Here is a 17,682-nt window from a genome sequence, read left to right as displayed (position 1 = left end):
GATGTCGAAATGATGCGGTTTCACGTCGGAGTGGAGATAAATCCAAACCGGCGGCGCACCACCGGAGGTCCAGCACACCGACGGCGCCCGGCGCGCTGGCCGCCGTTATACCCCCAGGCCGCGACCGATAATCTCCTTCATGATTTCGGTCGTCCCGCCGTAGATCGTCTGCACCCGAGCGTCGAGATAGGCACGGGCAACTGGGTATTCGCGCATGTAGCCGTATCCGCCGTGCAGTTGTAGGCAGCGGTCGATCAAATGCACCTGCTTTTCGGTGGAATACCACTTGGCCATCGCGGCCTGTTCGGCGGTCAGCTTCTGCTCCAAGTGCAAGGCGAGGAACTCGTCGACCATGATGCGCACGACGGTGGCCTCGGTGGCCAGCTCCGCCAGCACGAACCGGCTGTTTTGGAAGCTGCCGATCGGCTTGCCAAAAGCCTTGCGCTCCTTGGTGTATTGCAGCGTCTCCTCCAGCACGGCCTCCATGGCGGCGGCGGCCATCACGGCGATGCTGATGCGTTCCTGCGGCAGGTTGTTCATCAGGTAGATGAACCCCATGCCCTCCTCGCCGAGCAGGTTCTCGACCGGGACATGCACATCGGTGAACGACAACTCGGCGGTGTCCTGCGCGTCCAGCCCGATCTTGTCCAGGTGCCGGCCGCGCTCGAAGCCCTCCATGCCGCGCTCCACCACCAGCAGCGAAAAGCCCTGTGCGCCTTTGTCCGGGTCGGTCTGGGCGACCACGATCACCAGGTCCGAGTTGATCCCGTTGGTGATGAAGGTCTTTGAGCCGTTGAGCACGTAATGATCACCCTGCTTGACGGCTCGGGTCTTGATGCCCTGCAGGTCGCTGCCGGTACCCGGCTCGGTCATCGCGATGGCGGTGATCAGTTCTCCGGTGCAGAACTTGGGCAGCCAGCGTTGCTTCTGCTCCTCGTTGGTCAGCGCCAGCAGGTACGGCGCCACCACATCGTTGTGCAGGCCGAAGCCGATGCCGCTGTAGCGACCCCGAACGGTTTCCTCGGTGACGATCGTGTTGTAGCGGAAATCGGGGTTGCCGCCGCCGCCGTACTCCTCGGGCACCGCCATGCCGAGAAAGCCCTGCTTGCCGGCCTCGAGCCACACCCCGCGGTCGACGATCTTCGCCTTTTCCCATTCCTCGTGATACGGCGCGACGTGGCGATCCAGGAAGGCGCGAAACGACTCCCGGAACAACTCGTGCTCGGGTTCGAAAAGGGTGCGCTGGTAGTTGACGGCGCTGCTCATGGCTTTCCTCCGGCGAACGGGACTCTGCCGCCCAACATATACCAACCGGGCGGTTGGTCGGTCGATCGCCAGCTCAGGGCGGTCAGTGCGCGGCGAATTCCCGCAGGCTGGCGGCCAGGGCCACCGGGACACGGGCCTTGATTCGGGTGCCGTCGGGGTTGTGCTCGGCCTGCTGCACCCGTCCGTCCGCGTGCACCCGGGCCACCAGGTCGCCCCGGTCGTAGGGGATCACCACGTCCACGGCGGTGTCGGTCGGTGCGGCGAGCTCACCGATCCGCCGGCGCAGCGCGTCGACGCCGTCGCCGGTGTGCGCGGAGACGAACACCGCGCCCGGTAGTGCGTGCCGAAGCTTGGCCAGCGCCAAATCGCTTGCCGCGTCAATCTTGTTGACTACCAACAGTTCCGGCGGCGGGTCTGCGTGATGGTCGGCGATCACTTCGGAGATCACCTGCCGGACCGCGTTGATCTGTGCCAGCGGGTTGACATTGTCTTTCCAGGAGCCGTCGACGACGTGCACCAGCACCTCGGCGTCGAGGACCTCCTCCAGCGTGGAGCGAAACGCCTCGACCAATTGGGTGGGCAGGTGCCGCACGAACCCGACGGTGTCGGTGAGCACGAAGGACCTCGCCTCCGGCGAACCGGGAAAGAACTCGGCGCGGCGCGTGGTGGGCTCCAGGGTGGCGAACAGCGCGTCCTCGACCAGCACCCCGGCGCCGGTCAGCGCGTTGAGCAGGCTGGACTTGCCCGCGTTGGTGTAGCCGACGATGGCGATCGACGGGATGTCGCTCTGCAGGCGGCGGCTGCGCTGGGTATCGCGGGCCTGCTTCATCGCGTTGATCTCGCGGCGCAGCTTGGCCATCCGCTCGCGGATGCGGCGCCGGTCGGTCTCGATCTTGGTCTCACCGGGGCCGCGCAGGCCCACCCCGCCGCCGCTGCCGCCGGCGCGGCCGCCGGCCTGCCGGGACATCGACTCACCCCAGCCGCGCAGCCGCGGCAGCATGTACTGCATCTGCGCCAGCGACACCTGCGCCTTGCCCTCCCGGCTGGTGGCGTGCTGGGCGAAGATGTCCAGGATCAGCGCGGTGCGGTCGACGACCTTGACCTTCACCGCCTTTTCCAGCGCGGTCAGCTGCGCCGGGGACAGTTCACCGTCGCAGATGACCGTGTCGGCGCCGGTCGCCACCACCACTTCGCGCAGTTCGGCCGCCTTGCCCGAACCGATGTAGGTCGACGGGTCGGGCCGATCGCGGCGCTGGATGAGGCCCTCGAGCACCTGGGAGCCGGCGGTCTCGGCCAGCGCGGCCAGCTCGGCCATGCTGGCGTGGTTGTCGGCGGCGCTGCCCTCGGTCCACACCCCGACCAGCACCACCCGCTCGAGGCGCAGCTGGCGGTATTCGACCTCGGAGACGTCGGCGAGTTCGGTGGACAGCCCGGCGACGCGGCGCAGCGCCGATCGGTCTTCGAGAGCTAGTTCTCCGACGCTGGGGACGTCTTCTAAGGGGTCTATCGGGCCCGGGCCGGGCGAATCAGGAAAAGTCATAACCACTTTCGATGGTGGCACGTCGCGGCAAGTGATGCATCCGAATTACAGCGCGCTCCACCAGGCGTCGGCGATCTCGCCGTGGGCCACCAGCACCGACGGTCCGCGCAGATAGCTCGTCGCGTCGGTGACGGTGACGGTGACGTCACCGCCCGGGACGCGGACGGTGAGGGCACCCGTGCCGGCGGCGCCATCGGCGGCCAGCGCGGCGACGGCGGCGGCAACCGTGCCCGTGCCGCAGGAGCGGGTCTCGCCGACCCCGCGCTCGTGGACCCGCATCCGGATCACGCCGCCGGCCGGCGCGGTGAGCACCTCGACATTGACCCCGTCCGGGAATTGCGCGTGGTCGAATTCGACGGGCGCCGCGACGTCCAACGCCGCGAGTTCTTCGGCGGTCAGTGCCGGGTCCAGGCAGGCCAGGTGCGGGTTGCCGACGTCGATCGCCATGCCGGCGAACCGCCGCCCGCCGATCACGGCCTCCCCCACCCCGACCCGGTTGGCCTTGCCCATGTCGACGGTCACCTCGGCGTTGGTGGCATCGGCGTGGTGCAGGGTGACCGGTCGCGGGCCGGCCAGCGACCCGACCACGAACTCGTCGCGGGCCTCGAGGCCGCTGGCGCGCAGGTAGTGCGCGAACACCCGCACCCCGTTGCCGCACATCTGCGCCGTGGACCCGTCGGCGTTGCGGTAATCCATGTACCAGTCGTCGGCGCCGACCCCGTCGGGCAGCCGATCCAGCACCCCGGCCGCCGCGGCGGCGGCCGCGGTGGTCACCCGCAACACGCCGTCGGCGCCCAGGCCGCGGCGCCGATCGCACAGCGCGGCAACCCGGGCGGGGTGCAGCTGCAGCTCGGCCCCGACATCGGGCAGCAACACGAAGTCGTTCTCGGTGCCGTGGCCCTTGCAGAAGATCACCGGATCAGGATACGTGCCGCCACGCCCGCAGCGCCGCGTCCAAATTGGCTGGGTTGTCCGGTTCGCGCGCGTCCAGCCAGCGCACCCGAGGGTCACGGCGAAACCAGGAACGCTGCCGTCGCACGTAGCGGCGGGTGCCCACGAACGTCCGCTCGCGCGCGTCGCGCAGTTGGTCGGGCCCACCCCCGGCGTCGAGCGCGGCGATCACCTGCGCGTAGCCCAGCGCGCGGGACGCGGTGACCCCGTCGCGCAGGCCGTCGCCCAACAGCGTGCGCACCTCGTCGACCAGGCCGTCCTCGAACATCGCGTCGGTGCGCCGGGCCAGCCGTTCATCGAGAATCGTTGTGTCGCAATCTAATCCGACGATTACGGTGTCCCATCGCGGTGCGCCGATGCTCGGCGCCGACGCGGCGAACGGCTGGCCGGTGAGCTCGACCACCTCCAGTGCGCGCACCGTGCGCCGGCCGTCGGTGGGCAGGATGGCCGCCGCGGCGGCCGGGTCGCGCCGGGCCAGTTCGGCGTGCAGGTTGGCCACCCCGACCTCGGCCAGCCGCTGCTCCCAGCGCGCCCGCACGACGGGGTCGGTGGCGGGAAAGGACCAGTCGTCGAGCAGCGACTGGATGTAGAGCATCGATCCGCCGACCAGCACCGGCACCGCCCCGCGGGCCGCGATCGCCTCGATGTCCGCGCTGGCGCCGTCCTGATAGCGGGCCACGGTCGCGGTTTCGGTGACGTGCAGCACGTCGAGTTGATGGTGCGGGATGCCGCGGCGCGCCGCGACGGGCAGCTTCGCGGTGCCGATGTCCATGCCGCGATAGAGCTGCATCGCGTCGGCGTTGACGATTTCGGCGCCCACACGTTCCGCGAAGTCGAGTGCGAGCTGCGACTTCCCCGTGCCCGTCGGGCCGATGATCGCGAGTGGTCTCACGGCTGCCAGACGCCGGCGAAGTACCCGACGCCGTAGGGCGCCCCCCGGTAGAGCTCCTTGGCCGTGCGCGGTCCCGGCTCCGCCAGCCCGGCCAGCACCTGAAACGCCGCCCGCCCGCGGATCTGGCCGCGCAGCCGACTCAGGGCGGCCACGTCGCCGTCGGCCAGCGCGTCGTCGAGGGCCAGTTGCGCGTCGGCCGCTTCGGGGTCGTAGCCGCCGGGGGCCCGTTCCGTCAGGCTGTTCGCGCCGTCGGCGACGACCAGCACCCCGATGGGATCGGGCATTTGGTCGATTTCGGTGCGCAGTCGCCGACCGTAGGCGAGCGCGGCGTCGGAATCGTGGTCGCCGCGGTAGACGCGGACCTGTGCGCTGGCCCCGGGACGGACCTGGCCGCGCACCCAGCCGGCGATCAGCGCGCACAGCGGCTGGTCGGCCGGCGGCTGGGTCGCCGCCGGGGAGAGCGCGACCCGCACGTCGGCGCCGAAGCCGGCGAAGGTGCCCACGCAGTCGTGCTCCACGACCTCGTCGGCGTCCCCGGTCCCGATGCCAATCCACCGCGGCGGTAGCACGGCGGCCGCAGCCAGCACGCCGGACCGCAGGTCGGCCAGCTCGGCCGCGCCACTGAGTTCGGGGACGAGCACCGGCGCCGACGGAACGATCGCGATGCCGGTTAACACGCCACCAAACTAAACGTTCTCGGAATGCGGAACTAGCTAGGCCTGTCCGACCGATCCCGGTGTGATGGCGGGGCTTTCCGCATCGCCGTCGGGATCGTCGATTTTGCGGTCCGACCCCGGCGCGGCCGCCATCGAGGCCGCCTCACCGCGCGCCAGGGCGACGGTCGCCAGGATCACCATCGCCACCGCTCCGATCAGCACCCCGGCCTCGAACCCATAGACGTCGAAGGTCTCGCTGAGCAGGATCACCCCGAGCGCACCCGCGACGACGGGCTTGCAGACGGTCATCGTGGGCAACGAGGCGGTGAGCGCGCCGGCGCGGAAGGCCGCCTGCTGGAAGATCATCCCGGCCAAGGCCGCCAGCAGCCAGGGGACGAACTCCCAGGACGTCAGGACGGCCCCGACGCCTCCCTCGCCGATCTCGACGATTCCCTTGGTCAGCACCGCGAACAGCGCCAACGACGAACCCGCGACGACGGCCAGCAGTATCGCGGCCACCGGGCGCCCGGTCCAGATCCGGGCCGCCACCACACACACCACCAAGACGGGGCCCATCACGGCGGCCACGATGGCCCAGTGTTCCAGCGGCGCCCTCTCCAGGCCGACCGTGGGGTTGCCGACGATGATGACCACCGCCAGCGAACCGGCCAGTACGACCGCCCACACCCATTCCCAGCGGGTCACCCGCTTGCGGGTCAGCCGGGCGTAGATCGGCAGGGCAAACAGCAGGGCCGTCACCTGCAACGCGGTCACCATCACCACCGAGCCCCACGCCAGGGCGGCGGCCTGCAAGCTGTAATTCGTGATCGCCGCGAGGCCACCCAACCACCACCGGGTATCACGCAGCGACATCAAAAACAGCTCGACGTGGCCCACCTGTTGGTCGGTGATCTCCTGCGCGGATCGTTGCCGGATCACGTCGCCCATCGCCGAAAACACCGCCGCGCACAGGGCAATCAGTGCCGCGATGTCTACCTTCGACATCGGCACCCCCTATCAGCGTTCGGAACAGCGTTCCCGTGAGAAGCCATGCGTACACCCGCGGTTCGATGGCAGTTCAACAAGAGACTTTCACCAAGAGACTCTAGTGCCGCCGCGGCAACGTCTCGACCCCACCAGCCTATGTGAAACCTATGCGCTGACTGGGTGAGGACGGAAAGGCAGCTAAGCGCGGCGCGCCGCTGACGACGGCCGGCCCTCCGTGTCGCGCTCGTGATCTCCTGAGCGGAGCCCAATGGTGACCGGCCCGTACACGCCGCGAGATCAGCACGGCGAACCAACGTGCCGCGCGAGCCCCGCGAAGCTGCTTCAATACTGTTGGAACCGATGCGGCGGGCCGCATCGAAGCTTCCAGAGCGTTTTGAGACCGCACCAGGTGCCGCTTCGCGCGGCAGAGTGCGCGGGATGGCGACCGCGCGAAGATGACAAAGGGCAGGTGACAACCGCATGACCCCCGACCCCACCACCAGCAGCACCGACACCAGCGTTCCCCCCAAGCCGGCGCCACGGCCTGGACCAAGGCCCGGCGCCCGTCCGGCGCCGCGAGGACCCGCCTATCTGGCGGCAGCCCACACCCCCAGCGATCCGCACCAGTTCGGCCGCGTCGACGACGACGGCACCGTATGGCTGATCACCGCCGCCGGCGAGCGCAAAGTCGGATCCTGGCAGGCCGGCGACCCCGAGGCCGCGTTCGCCTACTTCGGCCGCCGCTTCGAGGACCTAAGCACCGAGATCACGCTGATGGAGGAGCGGCTGACGTCCGGCACCGGGGATGCCCGCAAGATCAAGGCCAATGCGATCGCGCTGGCCGAGACATTGCCGACGGCGTGTGTGCTGGGCGACGTCGACGCGCTCGCGGACCGGCTGACCAACCTGGTGGCGCGGATCGAGGTCATCGTCACCGCGGTGCGTTCTCGACGCGACGAACATCGCGCCGCCCAGACCGCCCGCAAGGAGGCGCTGGCCGCCGAGGCCGAGGATCTGGCCGCCAACTCGACGCAATGGAAGATCGCCGGCGACCGGTTGCGCGCCATCCTCGACGAGTGGAAGACGATCAGCGGCCTGGACCGCAAGGTCGACGACGCGCTGTGGAAGCGGTATTCGGCGGCCAGGGACTCGTTCAACCGGCGGCGCGGATCCCACTTCGCCGAGCTGGACCGCGAGCGTTCGGGGGTTCGGGCGTGTAAGGAGCGCCTCTGCGAGCAGGCCGAAGAGCTCTCCTCGTCGACGGACTGGGCCGGCACCAGCGCCGAGTTCCGCAAGCTGCTCAGCGACTGGAAGGCGGCGGGACGGACGACCAAGGAGGTCGACGACGCGCTGTGGAAACGCTTCAAAGGCGCTCAGGACACGTTCTTTACCGCCCGCAACGCCGCGACCGCGGAAAAGGACGCGGAGCTTGCGGCCAACGCCACGGCCAAGGAGGCGCTGCTGGCCGAGGCGGAAAAGATCGACACCAGCAACCATGACGCCGCCCGGGCGGCGCTGCGGTCGATCGCCGACAGGTGGGACGCGATCGGGCGGGTGCCCCGGGAGCGGTCCGCCGACCTGGAGCGCAGGCTGCGCGCGATCGAGAAGAAGGTGCGCGACGCCGGCGAGTCGGACTGGTCGGACCCGCAGGCGCAGGCCCGCGCCGAACAGTTCCGGGCCCGGGCCGAGCAGTTCGAACGACAGGCCGAAAAGGCCGCGGCCGCCGGCCGGACCAAGGAAGCCGACGAGGCCAGGGCCAATGCCGAGCAGTGGCAGCAATGGGCCGAGGCCGCCGCGGAAGCGCTGACCCGCAGGTCCTAGCGGCCGGACTCGTCCGGCGGGTCTTGTTTCAGGCCGTCGAGCAGCGTTTGGGATTGCCGCTGCGCCGCGACGCGGCGCCGCTGTTCCTCGGCCGCCAGTTGCACGAGGGTGCGCGACCACACCACCCGGGCCCAGTGAAATGTCAACAGCAGCACGGTGATCCACGCGACGATCAGCCCGATGCCCGGGCCGGGGTGCCCGGCCGCAGCGGTCTGACGCGACCAGATGGCCAGCAGCCCGGCGGGGCAGGCGATCGCCGAACCCACCAACGCGACCCAGGCCAGCGCCCAGCGTCGCGTCGTCAGCGCCAGCATGGAGAACCCGACGCCGAACACCAAGGCGAGCCAGGCGAATACCCGCGAGGGTAGGGCGATTTCGCGCCATCCCGCGCCGTGACTGCCGAACAGCACGTCCCATCCGCGCACGTGGCCGGTGTGCGGCAGGATGAACGAACCCAGCAGGACGACTACCAGCACGGCGACCACGACGGCCCGTGCACCGGGGTCGATCTCGCGCGCCACCCGGCGCTCGGCCGCCTCGATCTCGGTCCGGTAGGCGTCGAAGTCCCCGCCGCTCATCGGTTACACACCTGAGGCTGAGCCGCGGGCCGCCCGATTGCGGGCATGCCCAGGCCGACGCCCGACGGGCGCTGCCCGGCGACGTGCGCGTCGCCGGCGCGGGTGCGGCGGTGCGTCAGGATGCCGGCGTCGGCGATCAGATGGTGCGGCGCCGCGCCGGTGATCACCGTGGTGACGACGTCGCCGGGCCGGACCTTGTCGTCCGCCGCGAAGTGCACCAGCCGGCCGTCGCGGGCCCGCCCGGTCATGCGCGCCGTCGCGGCGTCCTTGCGTCCTTCCCCGGCGGCGGCCAGCAGTTCGACGGTCTGGCCGATCAGCGCGCGATTGCCGTCCATGCAGATCTGCTCCTGCAGCGCGACCAGCCGCTCATAGCGTTCCTGCACAACGGCTTTCGGCAGCTGCCCGGGCAGCTCGGCGGCCGGTGTACCCGGCCGCTTGGAGTATTGGAAGGTAAACGCGGCCGCGAATCGCGCCTGCCGCACCACCTCGAGGGTGGCCGCGAAGTCCTCTTCGGTCTCGCCGGGAAAGCCGACGATCAGATCGGTCGTGATCGCGGCGTGCGGCATCGCGGCCCGGACCCGGTCGATGATGCCGAGGTAACGCTCGGCGCGGTAGGACCGCCGCATCGCGCGCAGGATCCGGTCGGATCCCGACTGCAGCGGCATGTGCAGGGCTGGACAGACATTGGGCGTCTCGGCCATCGCGTCGATGACGTCGTCGGTGAACTCGGCCGGGTGCGGCGAGGTGAACCGCACGCGTTCCAGTCCGTCGATGCGTCCGCAGGCCCGCAGCAATTCGGCGAAGGCGCCGCGATTGCGGGGCAGCGCCGGGTCGGCGAACGAGACGCCGTAGGCGTTGACGTTCTGCCCCAGCAGGGTGATTTCGAGCACGCCGTCGTCGACCAGCGATTGCACCTCGGCCAGGATGTCGGCGGGGCTGCGGTCGACCTCCTTGCCCCGCAACGACGGCACGATGCAGAACGTGCAGCTGTTGTTGCACCCGACGGAGATGGAAACCCAAGCGGCATAGGCGGATTCGCGGGCGCTCGGCAGCGACGACGGGAACTGCTGCAGCGCCTCGGCGATTTCTACCTGCGCGGTGTTGTTGTGGCGGGCACGCGCGAGCAGGGTGGGCAGCGAGCCGAGGTTGTGGGTGCCGAAAACGACGTCCACCCACGGCGCCTTGCGCAGCAACGCGTCCCGATCCTTTTGGGCCAGGCAACCGCCGACCGCGATTTGCATGTCGGGGTTGCCGCGTTTGCGTGGGGCCAGGTGGCTGAGGTTGCCGTACAGCTTGTTGTCGGCGTTTTCCCGGACGGCGCAGGTGTTGAAGACCACCACGTCCGCGTCGGCACCCTCGGCCGCCCGCTGGTACCCGGCCGCCTCCAGCAGCCCGGCCAGCCGCTCGGAGTCGTGGACGTTCATCTGGCAGCCGTAGGTGCGCACCTGGTAGGTGCGAGCCGGAGCCGCCAGCGAGGTCACGGGGGAAGTCACGGGGCAATGGTACGGCGACCCGGACCCACCCGATTAACCCGCAGGTGGTAGTGGGTTAGACGCGCCTGCGTTCCCGTTCGGCGGCCAGCTCCGCGACAACGACCTCACCCGCCAGGGTCTGGCTGTACCCACGACGGGCCAGCATCGCCGCCAGCCTGCGGATCACCCGCTCCTCGTCCTTGCTGTCCCCGCTCAGCTTCTCCCGCCGCAACTTCGCCCGGACCAGCTGCTCGGCACGGTCCCGCTCGGAAGCGGCATCGATGCCGGCCAGCGCCGTGGTGATGATGTCGTTGTCGACGCCCTTGGCGTGCAGCTCGGCAGCCAACGCGCGCTTGCTCTTTCCCGCGTTGGCATGCCGTGACCGCACCCACTCCTGGGCGAAGTCGACGTCGTCGATCAGGCCGGCGGCGGCGAGCCGATCCAAGACCCGGTCCCGGATGTCGTCGGGATAGCCGCGCTTTGCCAGCTGGCCCGACAGCTCGGCCCGCGTTCGCGCCCTCGCGGTGAGCAGGCGCAGGCACAGCGCCCGCGCCAGCTCCTCGCGAGGCGGCTCAGAAGTCGACGGGGGCGGGCAAGACGTCTTCATCGGTCACAACCGGCCCGATGCCGAGCTTTTCCTTGATCTTCTTCTCGATCTCGTTGGCCACGTCGGCGTTCTCCAACAAGAAGTTGCGGGCGTTTTCCTTGCCCTGACCCAGCTGCTCACCCTCGTAGGTGAACCAGGCACCGGCCTTTCGGATAAAGCCCTGATCGACACCCATGTCGATCAGCGAGCCCTCCTTGCTGATGCCCTTGCCGTAGAGGATGTCGAACTCGGCCTGTTTGAAGGGCGCCGCGACCTTGTTCTTGACGACCTTGACCCGGGTCCGGTTGCCCACCGCATCGGTGCCGTCCTTGAGCGTCTCGATCCGCCTCACGTCCATACGCACCGACGCGTAGAACTTCAACGCCTTTCCGCCCGTCGTCGTCTCGGGTGAGTTATGCACCATCACACCGTCGACGAAGTAGTTGTGGTTGCCCTCGACCTCGATATCGAAGCGATTCATCGACCGAGTGTGCGGCTTGACGTGCACATCCAACACCCGGGCCGGCACCAGCCGCTGCGTCGGCGCAACGAACTCGGGCGTGACCGTACTTTGACCGCGGAACCTGGGCAACAGCTTGTACTCCATAGCTGGCGCCATGTAGGGCGCCACCAGTTCCTGGAACTTGGCCGATGCCGCCGTCGAGAACACCAGCGTCGCCTTGCCGGCCGAGCCGGCGGAGCACAGGCGCACATCCAACCCGTGAGTGTCGCGCAGATAATCACGCAACCGCACCCGCGTCCCTTCGGTCATGGCCTCGACGCAGATCGAAATACGCCCACTGCCGCCGGCGGTGCGTTGCTGTAATCCCTTGGAGCGCAAGCTAAATGAGCCGTCATCCATGTACCAGATGGCCAGGGCCAGCGGGGTGAGCGCCTTGAGGTACTCCTCGGAGAAGAACTTCTTGCCATCTCCCAAGTACACGGCGCGCTGCAACTCGGCGAGCTCGGCCAGCGGGGTGAAGTCGACAAAGCGTGCGCCCTTGGAGTTCTCCCGCACCGAGTGCCCAATGTTGCCCATTAACGCGGTCTTCCACTGCAGGTACTCCACCTGCTTGGCGCCGTGCCCCAAGCGGAATCGGACGCCGTTGCGGTCACGCAGATTGGGCGAGAGATTCCCATCACCCATCAGTGAGCCGATCACCACCTGGAACTGCTGGTCGCTGAGCAGATGAGGCTCGGTGGCCAGCACCCGATCCCCGGTGTTGAGGTCACCGGCTTCAGTCCAGCCAGCGGGTGTTCGGATGAGGTGGTTGGGCGTGGCGGCGAACTGCGATTTGCCGTTGCCGCCGGATTTTTCGACGGTGAACTGCAGGAACTGTTCGGCGGGGCCGTTGTTGAACCAGTTCACCACCTTGCGAGGCACCACCTGGTCGGTCACCGGGTCGTAGGACAGCACCTCGACATCCATCTTGTTGTTGACGATCTTGCCGATCTTCTCGCTGCTTCCGTCGGCCAGAGTCACGCGGGTGGAGTAATTCATGCACCCGAACATCACGCCGATTTTTTCGCGGAGCTGGTTGATGAAGATCGCCGTCGTTCCCGAATTGTTCAGCGCACCAGTCATTTTCCGCAGCGCCTGGCTCATCAGCCGGGCCTGCAGGCCGACGTGGCTGTCCCCCATCTCGCCTTCGAGTTCCGCGCGTGGCACCAGCGCGGCCACCGAGTCGATGACCAGAATGTCCAGGGCGCCGGAGCGGATCAGCATGTCGGCGATCTCGAGGGCCTGCTCACCGGTGTCGGGCTGGCTGACCAAAAGGGAATCGGTGTCGACGCCCAGCTTCTTGGCGTACTCGGGGTCCAGGGCGTGCTCGGCGTCGATGAACGCCGCCACGCCGCCGGCCGCCTGGGCATTGGCCACCGCATGCAGGGCGACCGTCGTCTTACCCGAGGACTCCGGGCCGTAGACCTCCACAATCCGTCCGCGGGGCAAGCCGCCGATGCCCAGGGCGACGTCCAGGGCGATGGATCCGGTGGGTATTGCCGAGATCGGCTGACGTGTCTCGTCGCCGAGACGCATCACCGAACCTTTGCCGTAGCTCTTCTCGATCTGGGCCATCGCCAGCTCGAGAGCCTTCTCACGATCGGGGACTTGCGCCATGTTGCTTCTCCTGTAGTCGGTGTTCGAATGACCTTCGATTGATTCCGTCGGTCGGTTGGCCGTGACACTAGAGAGGCCCACCGACAAGTCCGTTCACCACACTATCCGAACGCCTGTTCGATTCAAGTTCGACACGCCGTACCGTGTGACGCGTGAACATCTCGGCGGAGCTGTCCGCAATCTCCGCCTACGGCGGGTTTTTCGCGCTGACCCTCGGCGGACCCGAAGCGGGCTGGCGCCCGCTCAGCCAGTGCTACGCCGACGGCTTCGCGGATTTAATCGACGCCACCGCCACGCGTTACCGCACCACCCCGCGGATCGCCGCCTCTTTGGTGCATCTCGGCCACGCCGCCCGGCTGTGGTCGCCCGTGCTGGCCTGCGCGTTGGGCCACGGCGCCCTGCCCGACCTGACCACGCTGCAGCGCGCCGACGACGGGAGCGCGCTGCGACTGCCCGAGCCCGCCGGTGAGCGCGCGGCGCCCTCTCCGGAGCTGCTGTACCGCGTCGTCGTGCAACAACACATGGAACCGCTGGAGGCGGGCCTGCGAGTCAAGCTGGCGACCGGACTGCTGTCCGGCAACATCGCGTCCGCGCTCGTCGGAGCCGCGCAAGCGCTGCTTGCGGTGCGACCGGACCTGCGCCAGTCGATCGTCGAGGTCACTCACGCGCTGCTGGACACCGGCAGACTGGCCGGGTCCGGCGTGATCACCGGCGAACTGACCTTCCGGCGCCGCAGCTGCTGCCTCTTCTACCGCATCCCCGATGCGGGCAAATGCGGCGACTGCCCGCTGTGACGCGTCGAAACTGCGGTGAGAGCGTGATTTTGCATGAAATTACGCGCTGGACGCAGTCTCGATGCACCGGGGCCCCGATCAGATCACCACTGATCGCGCGGCACGTCGAAATCCACGCACAACGCCCGCCACACGTCGCGGGGCTCGACGCCGTCCTCGATCGCCTGCGCGGCGGTCCGGCCGTCGAAGCCGGTCAGCACGTGGTCGACCAGCACCGACGCACCATAGGCCGTGCCGAATCGCAGGACCACCCGATCGTTGAACTCCGTCAGCCGCACGCCAGCCAACATACCCAGAAAGTTAGCCAGCCAAAGCCAGCGCTTCGTGGCACACGGTCACCGGATCGGCCACTTCGGCGATGCTGGCGGCCGCGGACTGCGCGGCATCGCGGTATCGCGGCGACGACAGCACGTCGCCGACCGCCTCCACCAGCGCGTCGGCAGTCAACGGCCGGATCAGTCGCGCACTGCCCTGCCGCACCACCCGATTGGCCATCTCCCATTGATCCCCGCCGCCGGGAACGACCACCAGCGGCACCCCGGCCAGCAGCGTCTTGGCCACCATCCCGTGACCGCCGCCGCAGATCACCACATCGGCGTGCGTCAAGAGCTCGGCCTGGCGTCCCAGCCCGACCACAGCCCACGGCGGCACCGGCAGGTCCGCCCTGTCCAGGCGCGACACCACTAGGCGGGATCCCGACGGCAGCGTCTCCCCCGGCGTCAGGCATTCCAGCGCGACCTCCGCCAATCCGGTCGTGCCGGTCAAGGCCGTCGACGGCGCGACCACCACCACCGGACCCGACCCGGGCGGGATCGTCAACACCCGGTCGGTCGGCTCGAAGTGCAACGGGCCCACCACGACGGCCTCGTCCGGCCAATCCGGGCGCGGCACTTCCAGGGCCGGCAGCGTGGCGATCAGCCGCCGCAGCGGGCCGGGATCGACGGCGGGCAGCCCGATTTCGAGCCGGGCGGCCGCGCGCTGCTTGATGCCGGCCCGCAACGACCGCCCGGTCATGGCCCGCATCACGGCGTCGCGCAGCCGCCCCCGCACGCCGCTGCCCGGGGCCAGGCCGCTGCCGATCGGCGGCAGCCCCTTCGACGGGAGATACAACGGATGCGGGCTGAGCTCGACCCACGGGATCCCGAGCAGCTCGGCGGCCATGCCTCCGCCGGCGGTGATGACGTCGGACACCACCAGATCCGGCGCCAGGTCCCGCAGTGCGGGCACGTTGAGCACCGCCATCCGCGCCGCCCGGCGGTGGATCCTGGCGCCCGCGTCGACGTCGTCGTCCAGCGCGGCAAGCCCGTCCAACTCGACGGTGTCGACCCCGGCGGCGCGGGCGGCGTCGATCCATTCCACCCCGGTGAACAGGGTGGGCGTGTCGCCCGCTTCGCGAAAACGTTGGCACAGCGCGATCGCGGGGAACGAGTGCCCGGGATCCGGCCCGGCGACGACGGCGACGCGCATCGGCCCTACCATGCCACAGCCGTCGCGCCGTACGCTGGCGACCATGACCGAGCTAACCCAGACCTCACCCGAAACCGCGGAGAACATCCGGATTGTCGAGGGTTTCCTGCACGCCCTGCAGGACGAAGACCTCGACGCTGCGGACGCGGCGCTGGATGACAACCTCGTGTACGAGAACGTCGGGCTGCCGACGATCCACGGCCGCCGCAGGACGATGAATCTGTTTCGCCGGATGGAGGGCCGCGGCGGCTTCCAGGTGAAGATCCACCGCATCGCGGCCGACGGCGCGGCGGTGCTCACCGAACGCAGCGACGCGCTGATCATCGGACCGCTGCGGCTGCAGTTCTGGGTGTGCGGCGTGTTCGAGGTGCACGACGGCCGAATCACGTTGTGGCGGGACTACTTCGACATGTTCGACATGGTTAAGGCGACCGTGCGCGGATTGGTCGGGCTGGTGATCCCGTCGCTGAAAGCCAGCTTCTAGCGCCGGGGCAAGCCGCCGAGTTCGTCGAACGCCTGCGCCCAGCCCAGCAGCCGGTCGGTCGCCTCGACCAGCTCGGCACGGTACCGCTGCGGGACTGCCGAGGTATCGCCGTTCGCTGACGAGACCAATTGCGCTGCGGCGGTGACCATTTCGTCGTACTGACGCACACCGGCGTTCAACTGCGCGGTGAACGCGTCGATGGTCGGCGCCAGATAGGACCGCGACGCATCCGAGACGTGCGCGGCCCGTTCCATCGACACCACCTCGGCGGCGGTGGCCGACATCGCGGCCGAGGTTCGGTTGGCGGCCGCGGTCACGTCGCGGATTTCGTCGGGCGGCAGCATGCCGCCGCGTTCGATCACGCCCAGCAGTGAGAAGAATCCGCGCTCGGAGGCGCCCAGTGCCGACATCGCGGGCCGCGCGGCCGAACCGGGTGGGGGCAAACGTCGTGCCCTGAAGCCCGGAGCCGGCAGCGGCTCCGAGCGCAACCAGCGGTAGCGCAGCAACAACAACGTCGCCGGGATCGCCTCCGCGGCCGCGATGAAGCCGGTGATCTGCAGCAGCAGCGTGAACCACCCCCAGGCCGCCAACGCCACGGTCACCACGGCCCAGAACACGCACCCGGCTGCGAATATCAGGCCCCACCGCAGCGCGCGGCGACGGCGGCGCAGCAGCCGCGCCCGCGGATCCGCCGCGGCGCTGATCTTTGCGGCGACCAACTCGGAAAGGTCGGCGGCGCTGTCCAATCCGCGCTGCAGCAGCGCGCTCCAGGACCTGCGTTGGCTAGCCCCCACCGCCATGTCGGATCGTCCCGCTACTCACCGAACGGCTTCTCGGCGACCTGCCCGGTGGTTCCCGTGGCCGGTGCGGCTTCGGGCGTGGCCGGCGTCCCGCCCGTCGGCAGCGCTTCGCCGCGCATCGAGGCGCGGATCTGCTCCAGCCGGGAATGCCCGGCCATCTCGATGCCGGCCTGCTCGACCTCGAGCATGCGACCCTGCACCGAACTCTGCGCGAGCTCGGCCGAACCCAACGCGTTGGCGTAGCGGCGTTCGATCTTCTCGCGAACCTCGTCGAGGTTCGGGGTGTTGCCCGGCGCGGCGAGCTCACTCATCGACCGCAGCGACGCACTCACCTGCTCCTGCATCTTGGCCTGTTCGAGCTGGCTGAGCAGCTTGGTGCGCTCGGCGATCTTCTGCTCCAAAATCATGGCGTTGCGTTCGACGGCCTTCTTGGCCTGGGCCGCCGCCCCCAGCGCCTGGTCGTGCAGCGACTTGAGGTCTTCGACGCTCTGCTCGGCGGTCACCAGCTGGGCCGCGAACGCCTCGGCGGCGTTGTTGTATTCCGCGGCCTTGGCGGCATCCCCGGCGGCGGTGGCCTGGTCGGCCAGCGTCACCGCCTGGCGCACGTTGACCTGCAGCTTCTCGATGTCGGCCAGCTGCCGGTTCAGGCGCATCTCGAGTTGGCGCTGGTTGCCGATCACCTGCGCCGCCTGCCGGCTCAGCGCCTGATGGGTGCGCTGCGCTTCCTCGATTGCCTGCTGGATCTGCACTTTCGGGTCGGCGTGCTCGTCAATCTTGGAGTTGAACAGCGCCATCAGGTACTTCCACGCCTTGACGAACGGATTGGCCATGAGTTCGCTCCGCCTTCGTTTCTGTGTGCCGGTTAGGCCCAACTTATCGGTTCGGCGCGACTTCAGGCCACAGCCAACGACACCACCGGCGGAATGACGACCTTCGTGCTGGCGTCGATGGTGGCACCGCTCGGGGCAGGAGCGCTGCCGGCGCCGCTTTCCTCGCGCGCCATCCGCTCGCCCGCTCCGATCAGCACCTCGGACAACGGAACGTGCAGCGCGTCGCAGATCGCGTTGAGCAGCTCACTCGACGGCTCCTTGCGACCGCGTTCCACCTCGGACAGATACCCCAGGCTCACCCTCGCCGAATCGGACACCTCGCGCAGCGTCCGGCCCTGCGAAGTCCGCACCAGCCGCAGCACGTCACCAACGACTTCGCGCACCAATGACACCATCGAGTCTCCTTCGTCCAGCAGTATTACTAGCTGAACGCCGCCGA

18 protein-coding genes are annotated in these 17,682 nt (G+C 68.9%); 3 read left to right on the top strand and 15 right to left on the bottom strand.

Annotated features, from left to right (window positions below; all coding sequences use genetic code 11):
* Positions 1–105: 105 nt before the first annotated feature.
* From G6N66_RS08480 to G6N66_RS08455, 6 genes are all read right to left on the bottom strand, one after another.
* Complete coding sequence (locus G6N66_RS08480) at positions 106–1,266, bottom strand: acyl-CoA dehydrogenase family protein (RefSeq protein WP_085235876.1); 1,161 nt, start codon at positions 1,264–1,266, stop codon at positions 106–108.
* A gap of 82 nt (positions 1,267–1,348) precedes the next feature.
* On the bottom strand, positions 1,349–2,806 hold the full coding sequence (hflX, locus tag G6N66_RS08475) for a GTPase HflX (RefSeq protein ID WP_085235877.1): 1,458 nt from the start codon (positions 2,804–2,806) through the stop codon (positions 1,349–1,351).
* Between the two features lie 45 nt (positions 2,807–2,851).
* Positions 2,852–3,721, bottom strand: a complete 870-nt coding sequence (gene dapF / locus G6N66_RS08470) for a diaminopimelate epimerase (protein WP_085235878.1) — start codon at positions 3,719–3,721, stop codon at positions 2,852–2,854.
* Positions 3,722–3,725: 4 nt separating this feature from the next.
* Positions 3,726–4,649: a tRNA (adenosine(37)-N6)-dimethylallyltransferase MiaA gene (gene miaA, locus G6N66_RS08465; RefSeq protein ID WP_085235879.1), complete on the bottom strand. Its 924-nt coding sequence runs from the start codon at positions 4,647–4,649 to the stop codon at positions 3,726–3,728.
* The gene (locus G6N66_RS08460) at positions 4,646–5,326 is read right to left on the bottom strand and encodes a class III extradiol ring-cleavage dioxygenase family protein (RefSeq protein WP_085235880.1); all 681 of its coding nucleotides are present in this window, start codon (positions 5,324–5,326) and stop codon (positions 4,646–4,648) included. The genes miaA and G6N66_RS08460 overlap by 4 nt, the downstream gene beginning before the upstream one ends.
* Positions 5,327–5,362: 36 nt before the next feature.
* Complete coding sequence (locus tag G6N66_RS08455) at positions 5,363–6,310, bottom strand: DMT family transporter (protein WP_085236223.1); 948 nt, start codon at positions 6,308–6,310, stop codon at positions 5,363–5,365.
* A 462-nt stretch (positions 6,311–6,772) separates the two neighbouring features.
* On the opposite strand from G6N66_RS08455, the gene G6N66_RS08450 reads away from it, so the two are divergent.
* Positions 6,773–8,113 carry a DUF349 domain-containing protein gene (locus G6N66_RS08450; RefSeq protein WP_085235881.1) on the top strand — a complete coding sequence of 447 codons (1,341 nt, stop codon included), beginning with the start codon at positions 6,773–6,775 and terminating at the stop codon, positions 8,111–8,113.
* Here G6N66_RS08450 and G6N66_RS08445 read toward each other — a convergent pair.
* From G6N66_RS08445 to recA, 4 genes are read right to left on the bottom strand one after another with little or no spacing between them, the layout of a single operon-like run.
* Entirely contained in the window at positions 8,110–8,691 is a 582-nt protein-coding gene (locus G6N66_RS08445; RefSeq protein ID WP_085235882.1) for an Rv2732c family membrane protein, read from the bottom strand. The genes G6N66_RS08450 and G6N66_RS08445 overlap by 4 nt on opposite strands.
* A complete protein-coding gene (gene miaB / locus G6N66_RS08440; RefSeq protein ID WP_085235883.1) occupies positions 8,688–10,184 on the bottom strand; it encodes a tRNA (N6-isopentenyl adenosine(37)-C2)-methylthiotransferase MiaB in 1,497 nt (498 codons plus the stop codon). Before miaB ends, G6N66_RS08445 begins: the two co-directional genes overlap by 4 nt.
* Positions 10,185–10,239: 55 nt before the next feature.
* Positions 10,240–10,770 (bottom strand): recombination regulator RecX, encoded by a 531-nt coding sequence (gene recX, locus G6N66_RS08435; protein ID WP_085235884.1) that lies wholly within the window; start codon positions 10,768–10,770, stop codon positions 10,240–10,242.
* Positions 10,736–12,868 carry an intein-containing recombinase RecA gene (gene recA, locus G6N66_RS08430; RefSeq protein WP_085235885.1) on the bottom strand — a complete coding sequence of 711 codons (2,133 nt, stop codon included), beginning with the start codon at positions 12,866–12,868 and terminating at the stop codon, positions 10,736–10,738. Before recA ends, recX begins: the two co-directional genes overlap by 35 nt.
* A gap of 152 nt (positions 12,869–13,020) precedes the next feature.
* On the opposite strand from recA, the gene G6N66_RS08425 reads away from it, so the two are divergent.
* Complete coding sequence (locus G6N66_RS08425) at positions 13,021–13,662, top strand: (2Fe-2S)-binding protein (protein ID WP_085235886.1); 642 nt, start codon at positions 13,021–13,023, stop codon at positions 13,660–13,662.
* 83 nt (positions 13,663–13,745) lie between these two features.
* Here G6N66_RS08425 and G6N66_RS08420 read toward each other — a convergent pair whose 3' ends face one another.
* Both G6N66_RS08420 and G6N66_RS08415 read right to left on the bottom strand, forming a co-directional pair.
* Positions 13,746–13,940: a DUF3046 domain-containing protein gene (locus G6N66_RS08420; protein ID WP_408632892.1), complete on the bottom strand. Its 195-nt coding sequence runs from the start codon at positions 13,938–13,940 to the stop codon at positions 13,746–13,748.
* A gap of 22 nt (positions 13,941–13,962) precedes the next feature.
* The gene (locus G6N66_RS08415; RefSeq protein ID WP_085236227.1) at positions 13,963–15,129 is read right to left on the bottom strand and encodes a glycosyltransferase; all 1,167 of its coding nucleotides are present in this window, start codon (positions 15,127–15,129) and stop codon (positions 13,963–13,965) included.
* A gap of 43 nt (positions 15,130–15,172) precedes the next feature.
* Between G6N66_RS08415 and G6N66_RS08410 the strand changes: the two genes are divergently transcribed.
* Complete coding sequence (locus tag G6N66_RS08410) at positions 15,173–15,613, top strand: limonene-1,2-epoxide hydrolase family protein (RefSeq protein ID WP_085236225.1); 441 nt, start codon at positions 15,173–15,175, stop codon at positions 15,611–15,613.
* Here the strand turns inward: G6N66_RS08410 and pspM are convergent.
* The 3 genes from pspM to clgR form a co-directional block, all read right to left on the bottom strand.
* Complete coding sequence (gene pspM, locus G6N66_RS08405; protein WP_085235888.1) at positions 15,610–16,413, bottom strand: phage shock envelope stress response protein PspM; 804 nt, start codon at positions 16,411–16,413, stop codon at positions 15,610–15,612. The two genes, G6N66_RS08410 and pspM, sit on opposite strands and share 4 nt — an antisense overlap.
* 14 nt (positions 16,414–16,427) lie before the next feature.
* A complete protein-coding gene (pspA, locus tag G6N66_RS08400) occupies positions 16,428–17,243 on the bottom strand; it encodes a phage shock protein PspA (protein ID WP_085235890.1) in 816 nt (271 codons plus the stop codon).
* A gap of 62 nt (positions 17,244–17,305) precedes the next feature.
* Positions 17,306–17,638 carry a transcriptional regulator ClgR gene (gene clgR, locus G6N66_RS08395; protein ID WP_085235892.1) on the bottom strand — a complete coding sequence of 111 codons (333 nt, stop codon included), beginning with the start codon at positions 17,636–17,638 and terminating at the stop codon, positions 17,306–17,308.
* Positions 17,639–17,682: the final 44 nt, after the last annotated feature.

The sequence above is a fragment of the Mycobacterium conspicuum genome (genome assembly GCF_010730195.1).
GTDB classification, from domain to species: domain Bacteria; phylum Actinomycetota; class Actinomycetes; order Mycobacteriales; family Mycobacteriaceae; genus Mycobacterium; species Mycobacterium conspicuum.
This window is presented reverse-complemented; position numbering and strand designations above follow the sequence as displayed.

Coding starts and splice junctions, on each gene's coding strand:
- clgR (WP_085235892.1), bottom strand. CDS start 17,638: ATGGTGTCATTGGTGCGCGAAGTCGTTGGTGACGTGCTGCGGCTGGTG.
- pspM (WP_085235888.1), bottom strand. CDS start 16,413: ATGGCGGTGGGGGCTAGCCAACGCAGGTCCTGGAGCGCGCTGCTGCAG.
- G6N66_RS08480 (WP_085235876.1), bottom strand. CDS start 1,266: ATGAGCAGCGCCGTCAACTACCAGCGCACCCTTTTCGAACCCGAGCAC.
- G6N66_RS08410 (WP_085236225.1), top strand. CDS start 15,173: ATGACCGAGCTAACCCAGACCTCACCCGAAACCGCGGAGAACATCCGG.
- G6N66_RS08445 (WP_085235882.1), bottom strand. CDS start 8,691: ATGAGCGGCGGGGACTTCGACGCCTACCGGACCGAGATCGAGGCGGCC.
- recX (WP_085235884.1), bottom strand. CDS start 10,770: ATGAAGACGTCTTGCCCGCCCCCGTCGACTTCTGAGCCGCCTCGCGAG.
- hflX (WP_085235877.1), bottom strand. CDS start 2,806: ATGACTTTTCCTGATTCGCCCGGCCCGGGCCCGATAGACCCCTTAGAA.
- G6N66_RS08415 (WP_085236227.1), bottom strand. CDS start 15,129: ATGCGCGTCGCCGTCGTCGCCGGGCCGGATCCCGGGCACTCGTTCCCC.
- pspA (WP_085235890.1), bottom strand. CDS start 17,243: ATGGCCAATCCGTTCGTCAAGGCGTGGAAGTACCTGATGGCGCTGTTC.
- recA (WP_085235885.1), bottom strand. CDS start 12,868: ATGGCGCAAGTCCCCGATCGTGAGAAGGCTCTCGAGCTGGCGATGGCC.
- G6N66_RS08455 (WP_085236223.1), bottom strand. CDS start 6,310: ATGTCGAAGGTAGACATCGCGGCACTGATTGCCCTGTGCGCGGCGGTG.
- G6N66_RS08450 (WP_085235881.1), top strand. CDS start 6,773: ATGACCCCCGACCCCACCACCAGCAGCACCGACACCAGCGTTCCCCCC.